Annotated in this window: 9 protein-coding genes; 1 reads left to right on the top strand and 8 read right to left on the bottom strand. The window is 69.3% G+C overall.

Features of this window, described 5'->3' with window-relative positions; translation table 11 throughout:
* From ACFWPJ_RS17190 to ACFWPJ_RS17155, 8 genes are all read right to left on the bottom strand, one after another.
* Positions 1-2,132 (bottom strand): nitrate- and nitrite sensing domain-containing protein (locus tag ACFWPJ_RS17190; RefSeq protein WP_378852409.1); only part of this gene is annotated, 2,132 nt, incomplete at its 3' end.
* A 215-nt stretch (positions 2,133-2,347) separates the two neighbouring features.
* Positions 2,348-2,755, bottom strand: coding sequence for a DUF779 domain-containing protein (locus ACFWPJ_RS17185; protein ID WP_378852408.1), 408 nt, complete (start codon positions 2,753-2,755; stop codon positions 2,348-2,350).
* Positions 2,755-4,272, bottom strand: a complete 1,518-nt coding sequence (locus ACFWPJ_RS17180) for an aldehyde dehydrogenase family protein (RefSeq protein ID WP_378852407.1) — start codon at positions 4,270-4,272, stop codon at positions 2,755-2,757. The genes ACFWPJ_RS17185 and ACFWPJ_RS17180 overlap by 1 nt, the downstream gene beginning before the upstream one ends.
* An 87-nt stretch (positions 4,273-4,359) precedes the next feature.
* On the bottom strand, positions 4,360-5,607 hold the full coding sequence (locus ACFWPJ_RS17175) for a transcriptional regulator (protein WP_378852406.1): 1,248 nt from the start codon (positions 5,605-5,607) through the stop codon (positions 4,360-4,362).
* Between the two features lie 129 nt (positions 5,608-5,736).
* Entirely contained in the window at positions 5,737-6,057 is a 321-nt protein-coding gene (locus ACFWPJ_RS17170) for a hypothetical protein (RefSeq protein ID WP_378852405.1), read from the bottom strand.
* A 67-nt stretch (positions 6,058-6,124) separates the two neighbouring features.
* Complete coding sequence (locus ACFWPJ_RS17165) at positions 6,125-7,279, bottom strand: alkaline phosphatase family protein (RefSeq protein WP_378852404.1); 1,155 nt, start codon at positions 7,277-7,279, stop codon at positions 6,125-6,127.
* Complete coding sequence (locus tag ACFWPJ_RS17160) at positions 7,276-7,593, bottom strand: nuclear transport factor 2 family protein (protein WP_378852403.1); 318 nt, start codon at positions 7,591-7,593, stop codon at positions 7,276-7,278. Before ACFWPJ_RS17160 ends, ACFWPJ_RS17165 begins: the two co-directional genes overlap by 4 nt.
* Before the next feature lie 95 nt (positions 7,594-7,688).
* Positions 7,689-8,309 carry a TetR/AcrR family transcriptional regulator gene (locus tag ACFWPJ_RS17155; RefSeq protein ID WP_378852402.1) on the bottom strand — a complete coding sequence of 207 codons (621 nt, stop codon included), beginning with the start codon at positions 8,307-8,309 and terminating at the stop codon, positions 7,689-7,691.
* A gap of 122 nt (positions 8,310-8,431) precedes the next feature.
* Here ACFWPJ_RS17155 and ACFWPJ_RS17150 point away from each other — a divergent pair.
* The coding region (locus ACFWPJ_RS17150; protein WP_378852401.1) for an NAD-dependent epimerase/dehydratase family protein at positions 8,432-8,664 on the top strand (233 nt) is incomplete at its 3' end.

Raw genomic sequence — 8,664 nt, 5'->3', positions numbered from 1 at the left:
GAGCCGTTGGTCTGCACGGGGGGCAATTCGGGTGCGGGCGCCACCGGCCGCGGCGGGGTGGGCGGATCGGCGACAAGCGTGGCCACCGAGGTGGGCGCCGGTGCCGATTCGATCGCGGCGGCGGGCTCGGGGGCGGGAGCGGGCAGCCCCCGCCGCAGCGGACCGGTCGTCACCGGCGCCATCATCGCGGTGTCGGAGTCACCGGCCAGCAGCGACAGCGGGATGAGCACGATGGCGCGGATGCCGCCGTAGTCGGATTCGCTGAGCCGCACCGACACACCGTGCGAGGTCGAGAGCCGGGCGACGACGAACAGGCCGAGCCGCGAATCCGAGGACAGCGTGCCGACACCGAAGTCCGGCGGATCGGCCAGCATGGTGTTGTACTTGGCCAGGTCCTCGGGGCTCATGCCCATGCCCTGGTCGGTGATCTCGACGACCACACCCTTGCCGACGATGTTGCCGCTCGCCTCCACCCGCGACTGCGGCGGGGAGAACGCGGTGGCGTTGTCGACGAGCTCGGCGAGCAGGTGCACGAGGTCGGCCACGACGGTGCCGACGACCTCCACCTCGGGCAGCTTGGTGACGCGCACCCTGGCGTAGTCCAGCGTCTCGCCGATGGCGCTGCGCACGACGTCCATCACCGGAACCGGCTTGCGCCACTGGCGACCCGGCCGCCCGCCGCCCAGGATGATCAGGTTCTCGGCATTGCGGCGTTCGCGGGTGGCGAGGTGGTCGAGCCGGAACAGGGTCTCCAGCAGCGCGGGATCCTCCTGGCTGCGCTCGGCCTCGTCGAGGATCTCGAGCTGGCGGTGGACCACGATCTGGCTGCGGTGGGCGATATTGAGGAACACCGCGCGCACACCCTCGCGGGTGCGGGCCTCGTCGACGGCGGCGCGGATCGCGGCGGAGGCGGCGTGCTCGAAGGCCTTGGCGACCTGACCGATCTCGTCGCGGCCGAAGTCCAGCGTGGGGGAGGTGTCGGCCGCGTCGATCTCGCCGCCCTCGCGCAGGGCACGCAAGGTAGCGGGCAGCTGTGTGTCGGCGAGAGTGAGGGTTTCGGTGCGCAGGCGGCGCAGGCGGCGGATGATCCGGTTGGCCAGGATCACCGCGACCAGGATGACCAGCACACTGAGCGCGAGCACGCCGCCGCCTGCCAGGGCCGAGTTGACCTCGGCCCGGTGCGCGGTGTCCTCGGCGAGCTTCTGGATATACCGGTTTTGCGCGCCGTACGCGTCGAGCATGGCGCGGTTGACTTCGGCTGCCGCGTTCTGCCATTCGGGTGCGGACAGTGGCAGTGCCGTGGCGGGCGCCTGCTTGGCCGACGTTGCGGTGCTCTGCGTCGCCGGTGCCGCGTACCGCGCCACGATGGCCGATTCCATCTCGGTGAGCTGCTGCCAGTGCGGGGAGGCCAGCAACGCGGTGATCGCGGTGCGCTGGGCCTCGTCGAGTTCCGCGGCGACATTGGCGACTTCGTTGTGATAGAAGCCGCTCTGGCGGATGAACTCGTCGAGCGGGATGGAGGTCGGGCCGCCCGAGGCCACCATCGACAGCGCGAGCGCGTTGCTGCGCGACATCGCCTCGAGGGCGTTGAGCAGGCGCATGCCCTCGCCGACACCGGAGGCGACGACGGCGTCGGGGGCGGCGCGCTCGGCGACCTTCGTGCCCTGGGTGAACACGTCGAGCAGGCGGTTGTAGAACGTGTACGCGTCCGAGGCGGGCAGCATCCCCGCGTCGGCGCCACCACGGACACCGGCCAGATGCGTTCCGAGAGTGGCGAATCCGCCCTTGTCATCGCCGATATTGGAATCGTCGATCTCGCGGATACCGGTCGAGATCTCGATCAGGCCGCGGAAGGCGGCATCGAGCCGGGCACGCGCCGGGCCGAGCGCGGACTGGGCGGTTTCGTCACCGGCCAGGTGTGCCAGCGTGAGCTGGCGTTCGGACTGGACCGATTCGATCAGCTCGCGGGTGTAGGGGGACGCCGCCTGCATCAGCGACGCCCAGTTTTTGGCCTTGTTGCTCTCGTTGACCAGGTAGCCCGCCGTGCCGACGCCGACCACCACCAGAGTGAGGCTGGGAATGAGGGCGATCGCCAGAATTCGGGTACGAACACCGAGTCTCGCTAAGAACATCGCTATAACGTAACGGAATCGTTGCAGTCTTGTCGTGTCGGTCCCGCTGAGCGAGACGCGATTTGGATTGTGCCCGAACGCATTTGCTATGTACGGCCCGACACGGAAAACGACGAGCTCGCCCCGCCGGCTGAGCCGCGATGGCCCAGTCGGCGGGGGCTCGCCGTGGCCTGGCAGTGCCGGGAAGGTCCAGCCAGGTCAGGTCGGTGGCGCCGCTACAGCGTGCGGTCGGCGCCGGTTCGCGGGGGCGGTGCGTCCGCCAGCGCGGCGTTCTCGGCCGCGGTCAACTGCCTGGCGCGCAACACGAATCGCATGCCCTGACCCGCCTCCAGTGATTCCGCGCCAGCCTGCCCGCGCACCGCGTCGACGGTGAGGTGGGTGTCTTTCCAGCATTCGAACTGCTCGGCGCTGATCCAGAACTCGGTGTGCCAGCTGAGCCTGCCGAGCAGGACGTCGGCCTTCTCGATCGGGAACAGCTTGGCGGACAGGCACACCAGCCCGACATCGGCGTCGCAGCCCGCGCCCGCCTGGCGGAACAGCACCGGGCCGTGGTCCTCGATCAGCCTGCGCAACAGCGTCTGTGCCCGTTCGGTGATCTCCACACGGTGGATCCAATTCTGCATCAGAACATCCCGAGTTTCGTCGTCGAATAGCTGACCAGCACGTTCTTGGTCTGCTGGTAGTGCCCGAGCGTCATGGCGTGGTTCTCCCTGCCGAATCCCGACTTCTTGTAGCCGCCGAATGCGGCGTGCGCGGGGTAGGTGTGGTAGCAGTTGGTCCACACCCGGCCTGCCTTGAGGCCGCGGCCTAGTCGATGGGCGGAGTTGATGTCGCGGGTCCACACGCCCGCACCGAGGCCGTAGAGGGTGTCGTTGGCGATGCGGATCGCCTCGTCGGTGGTGTCGAAACGCGTCACCGCGACGACGGGTCCGAAGATCTCCTCCTGGAAGATCCGCATCGTGTTCTCACCCTCGAAGACGGTGGGTTCGATGTAATACCCACCCGGCAGTCCGTCGACCTTGCGTGCTTCCCCTCCAGTCAGCACGCGGGCGCCTTCGGCTCTGCCGATGTCCAGGTAGGACAGGATCTTCTCGTACTGGTCGTTGCCGGCCTGCGCGCCGATCATCGTCTCGGTGTCGAGCGGATGACCGGATACGACGGCCTCGGTGCGGGCGATGCAGCGGGCGAGGAACTCGTCGTAGATCGACGAGTGGATCAGCGCCCGCGACGGGCAGGTGCACACCTCTCCCTGGTTCAGGGCGAACATCACGAAGCCCTCGATCGCCTTGTCGAGGTAGTCGTCGTCGGCGGCCATGACATCGGGCAGGAAGATGTTGGGGCTCTTGCCGCCCAGCTCCAGGGTGACCGGGATGATGTTCTCGCCCGCGTACTGCATGATCAGCCTGCCGGTGGTGGTCTCGCCGGTGAAGGCGATCTTGGCCACCCGCGGACTCTGCGCCAGCGGTTTGCCCGCTTCGACGCCGAAACCGTTGACCACGTTGAGGACCCCGGGCGGTAGCAGATCCGCGATCAGCTCCACCACCAGCAGCAGTGAGGCGGGCGTCTGTTCGGCGGGTTTGATCACCACGCAGTTGCCTGCCGCGAGCGCGGGAGCCAGTTTCCAGGCCGCCATCAGGATCGGGAAGTTCCACGGGATGATCTGCCCGACGACGCCGAGCGGTTCGTGGAAGTGATAGGCGACGGTATCGGGATCGATCTGGGAGATCCCGCCTTCCTGGGCGCGCAGGACACCGGCGAAGTAGCGGAAGTGGTCGACGGCCAGCGGTAGGTCAGCGGCCAGGGTCTCGCGCACCGGTTTGCCGTTGTCCCAGGTCTCGGCGACCGCCAGCGGTTCGATGCTGTTCTCGATTCGGTCGGCGATCTTGTTGAGGATGTCGGCCCGCTCGGCGACCGGGGTCGCGGCCCAGCGGTCGGTGGCCCGGTGCGCGGCCTCGAGCGCCATGTCGATGTCGGCGGCGGTGGATCTGGCCACCGCGCAGAAGGTCTCGCCGTCGACGGGGGAGGTGTTGTCGAAGTAGCGGCCTTCGATGGGGGCGGCCCAGTCACCTCCGATGAAGTTGTCGTACCGGGCGGCATAGCTGACGATGCCGGTGTCCGATCCGGGTTTGCCGTAGATCATGTGCCTCGCTCCTCGCGACCCTTGCGTGGTGGGACACACTATGGTCGGCGAAGGTTGGTACGAGGTTGGTGAGCGCGATTGCGCAGGTCAGCCCTGGCGTGCGGTGTAGAGACGGGCGGTGACGACGGCCCGGCGGACATCGTCGCGTGGCAGCAGGCGCAGGGCGTGCTCGTGCACGGCGACATCGCCGGGGCAGCGCTGGCCGAACGCGACCGCGTGCTCGGCGCGGTCGCTGCCCAGCACCGCGTTGCGGATGCCGACATCGAGGTGGGCCCGCCACTGTTCGACGCCGGGCAGGTCCGAACCGGGCAGCAGCGGACCGCGATACAGCCACAGCGCCGAGGTGAGATCGCCGCCCTCGATGGCGGCGAGCAGGTCCACCGCATCGCAGGAGATGGGTCCGGTGAGCATGTAGCGGCGGTTGGCGATCTCGCCGCGGGTGGCCCGGCGCAGGTGCGAGACATCGGCTTTGAGCGTGTTCAGCGACACCGCCCGGTCACCGTAGACCGCGGCATGCAGCTGTTCGGGGGTGTAGCCCTCGGGCTCGAGTGCCAGCAGGGCCAGGATCTCGAGCTGCCGCGGCGGCAGCGGGACCGGTCTGCCGTCGCGCAACAGCCGTGCGGCGCCGAGGCATTCGAGCCGCACGCCCGGCGCGGGGGCAGGCGCTTCGGCGCGCAGCATCGTCTCCACCGCGGTCACCAGTGCGCGCACCGAGGTCATCACCATCGGATGCGACCGTTCCCAGCTCGAGGACAGGTCGAGCACGCCCACCTGCCTGCCGTCGGGGCCGTGGATGGGTGCGGAATAGCAGACCCAGCCGTGCAGGGCGGCGACCAGATGTTCGGCGGAGAACACGGTGACGGCCTTGTCGTCGTGCAACGCGAGCGACAATCCGTTGGTGCCCATATGGCTTTCGTCCCACACGCCGCCCGGCGCGAAGTTCACCTGTTCGCCCTGGCGGCGCAGGGTGCGATCGCCCGCGGTCCACAAGATGGTGCCCGATTCGTCACTGACGACGGCGAGATAGCCGGAGTCCTCGGCGATTCCGCGCAGCTGTCCCGCGAGTTCGGTGACCGGCCTGCGCAGCGGCGACTCCGACCAGCGGTCGCTGATGTCGTCGAAACCGGGGGCGACGGTCTGGGCGGGATCCACCGTGTTCAGCGAGCGCTGCCACGACTTGGCCACCTCCTCGCGCACCGGACCGGTGTCGCGCGGCAACTGCAATGGACGCGACGGCGCCGCGAGCCGGTTCCACTGCTGTTCGAGCGCGCCACGATAGTCCGCGAGCCGGTCCGGCCTGGGCGATCCGGCGATCGGGTCGTCGTGTGCGCCCACGTTCACTCCCTGCTCGTCGGTGGCGCCTTCCTGTCTATCAGCTGCGCCACCGGTCTGTGCGCCGATTGCCGCCAGGACGACCAGGTCACCGGCGCATGCCCTGTCGTGGCGGCTTGACGCCGCCGTCGGCTACTTGTTCAGGAACAGGCCGGCGATGTCGGCGTTCTTGATCGGGGTGTCGACATTGCGCTGGCCCGCGCACAGCAGGTCGACCTGCACGATCATCGAGTCGACCAGGGTGCCGGCCGGCTCGTTGTCGGTGCCGTTGCGCTCCTTGATCGCCTTGGTGATGGTGATCCGCTTGGTGTCGGGCTCCTGGTTGACGTACTCGCGGCACGGAGTGTCGCCACCCTGGTTGAGCACCCGCTCGACCTCGGCACAGCCGCTCGCCAGGACCGCCAGGACCGCGACGCCGACGGCGAGCGCGCCGGTTCGGGTGGTGGCGTGCATGATTCCTCCTGGAGTGTTCGCCGAGCGCGGTTGCGCGTCGAGTGCCCTACAGACTAGGCGGTACGGCTCAGGTGCGGTGGATCCGCAGCGGAACGAGCTGTTCGGCGGCGGTCAGCGAGCCGTGGTGGCCGACCATCATCGACTGCAACGGCTCGGCTCCGGTGCGTACCACGCCACCGTCACCGCGCGCGACGACGACGAGATCGCCGATGCGGGCCGCGGCGTCGGCGGTGACCCGCGGCCCGAACCAGCCTGCCTCGATGGCCTCGGCGCGGGTCTTGACCAGGAAGTCGTGGCCGAGCGACCCGATCCAGGTGTCTTCGACGGTGGCGCTCGCGCCCTCGGCGGTGTAAACGTGACGGGCGCGCGGTTCGCCGCCGAGCGTCACCACGCCCTCGTGTAGGTACGGGTGGGTGTCGAAGTCGATCCGGTCGACGAGCTCGACCATCCCGTGGTCGGCGGTGACGATCAGCGCCGTGCGTTCGGGCAGTCGCGCGGCGAGTTCGGCGGCGATCCGGTCGGCGTTGGCGAGCTCGAACCGCCAGGCCCGCGAGGCGGGGCCGCGGGCGTGACCGGTGGTGTCGAGATCCGCGTGATAGGTGTAGACCAGGGTTTTCGGCGCCGAGGTGATCGCCTGCAGCACGCCGTCGACGAGATCGCCGACCGAGAAGGTCGGCCGGAAACCGCCGCCGCGCCAGCCCGCCCTCGTCAAACCGGAGCCGTCCTGGTAGCCGGGCGCGACCTGGATCGCGGCGATCCCGGCCGCGGTGGCGCGCTGGAAGACGGTGGGCCGCGGCTGGATTCGGTCGGGCGGGAACGCCGTCAGCGCGTCGACCTTGGGGCCGTCGCCGGTGAGGGTCCAGCGCAACGTGTTGAACAGCCGCTCCTCGTCGGGCAGGCGCAGCAGGTAGCCGACGATGCCGTGCTCGCCCGGCGGCAGGCCGGTGCCCAGGGTGGTGAGGCTGGTGGCGGTGGTGCTCGGGAAGCCCGCGGTCATGGTCCCCGGTGCCAGGCTCGACAGGAACGGCGCGGCATCGGCATTGGCGGCCAGCGCCTGCGCGCCCAGTCCGTCGATCAGCAGCACGCACACCCGGTCGACATCGAGACCGAGGGCGAGCCGGTCGGTTTCGCCGTCGACGCCGAGACAGGCGAGCACGGAGGGGAGTAGATCGGCGAGGGAGCCCTCGCCGTACCGAGGGGTCAGCAAGTGATTGTCGTTCACGCCTGTCCGGTTTCGAATCGGCTGATCAGCCCGTCGCGCACGACGAACCGCCAGGTGGTGCGCATCGAGCCCCAACGGCTGTTGGTGTAGTCGGCGGTCAGCTCCAAGCCGTCCGCGTCGACCGACTCGATCTCCAGATGCCCGTTGCTGCTGAAGATCTCGGCCTCGGTCCACTGCGCGAGATTGCGTTCGACACCGTCGTCGGACATGGTCGCGTCCTCGGTCAGCACACCGTAGAAGCGGCCGGTGTCCTGGGCGTTGAGCGCGTCGACGAACAGTTCGACCACGGGGTCGAGTTTCGTGGTGGCAGACATCGGGTCTCCTGCTCGGGTGGGCACACGAGGCAAATGTGGTGCTACTTACTGTAGGTGAGCGCGCGGGCCGGGCAGGGGGAATACGCGACGGCGCGTCAGGCCCCGGACCGCGGTGTGATGAGCGTGGTGAACGCCTGCATGATCGCGTCGACGAGTTCCGGTGCCCTGGTACCCATCTGCTCGCTGCGCTTCTCGAGATGCCCGTCCAGCCACAGCGAGGCCAGGCCGTGGCCCAGGCCCCACCACGCGACGGCGAGGGTGTCGGCGCGGTCGGCGGACAGTACACCCGTCGCGACACACTCGGCGACGGTGTCGACCAGTATCTGGAACGCGGCATCGCCCGCGTCGGCGGCATCGGGGTGCTTCTCCGGCTGGGACAGCTCGGGTCGGAACATGAGCCGGAACTGGGCCTGATGAGTTCGGGAGAACTGCACGTAGGCCCGGGCGAGGTCGGTGAGCGCGCTCAGTGGCGTGGCGGCCGCCGCCCTGGTCGCGGCGAGCTCGGCGGCCAGCTGCTGGAAGCCGTCGATCGACAGCGCCGACAGCAGCGCGGCCCGGTCGGCGAAGTGGTGATACGGCGCGCCGCTGCTGACTCCGGCCTCCCGGGCGACGCGGCGCAAGCTCACGGCCGCCAGGCCTTCGGTCTCGATCAGGCACAGGCAGGCGTCCATGAGTGTGGCCCGCAGGTCGCCGTGGTGGTAACTGGTGCGCTTCACCCTCCGAGCGTATGCGAGCAGTCCGGGCGAATTGGCACTGGACAGGGAATTTATGCAGTGTTTAGATTATTTGAGCACCGCTCAGATGTGCGGCTGCACCGTCGGACGAATGGGTGAACATCATGACCACACGGGTACTCGTCACCGGCGCGACAGGTTTCGTGGCCGGCCACTGCATCGCCGAACTGCTCGAGCACGGCTACGCGGTCCGCGGCACCGTGCGTGATCTCGGCGCGGGCGCCCAGCGTGCGCCCCCGTCCCAGGTGGCCCCCCGCCGCGGGGGGGGCCGCGCGGTGGGGGGCGGCCCCCCCCGGTGTGGTCACCCGCGGGGCGGGGGGGGGGTGGGGTGGGTGGG

The organism is Nocardia sp. NPDC058497 (genome assembly GCF_042720195.1).
Classification (GTDB): domain Bacteria; phylum Actinomycetota; class Actinomycetes; order Mycobacteriales; family Mycobacteriaceae; genus Nocardia.
The sequence above is the reverse complement of the archived record's forward strand: the minus strand, read 5'-3'. Positions and strand labels throughout refer to the sequence as shown.

Coding starts and splice junctions, on each gene's coding strand:
- ACFWPJ_RS17170 (WP_378852405.1), bottom strand. CDS start 6,057: ATGCACGCCACCACCCGAACCGGCGCGCTCGCCGTCGGCGTCGCGGTC.
- ACFWPJ_RS17180 (WP_378852407.1), bottom strand. CDS start 4,272: ATGATCTACGGCAAACCCGGATCGGACACCGGCATCGTCAGCTATGCC.
- ACFWPJ_RS17185 (WP_378852408.1), bottom strand. CDS start 2,755: ATGCAGAATTGGATCCACCGTGTGGAGATCACCGAACGGGCACAGACG.
- ACFWPJ_RS17160 (WP_378852403.1), bottom strand. CDS start 7,593: ATGTCTGCCACCACGAAACTCGACCCCGTGGTCGAACTGTTCGTCGAC.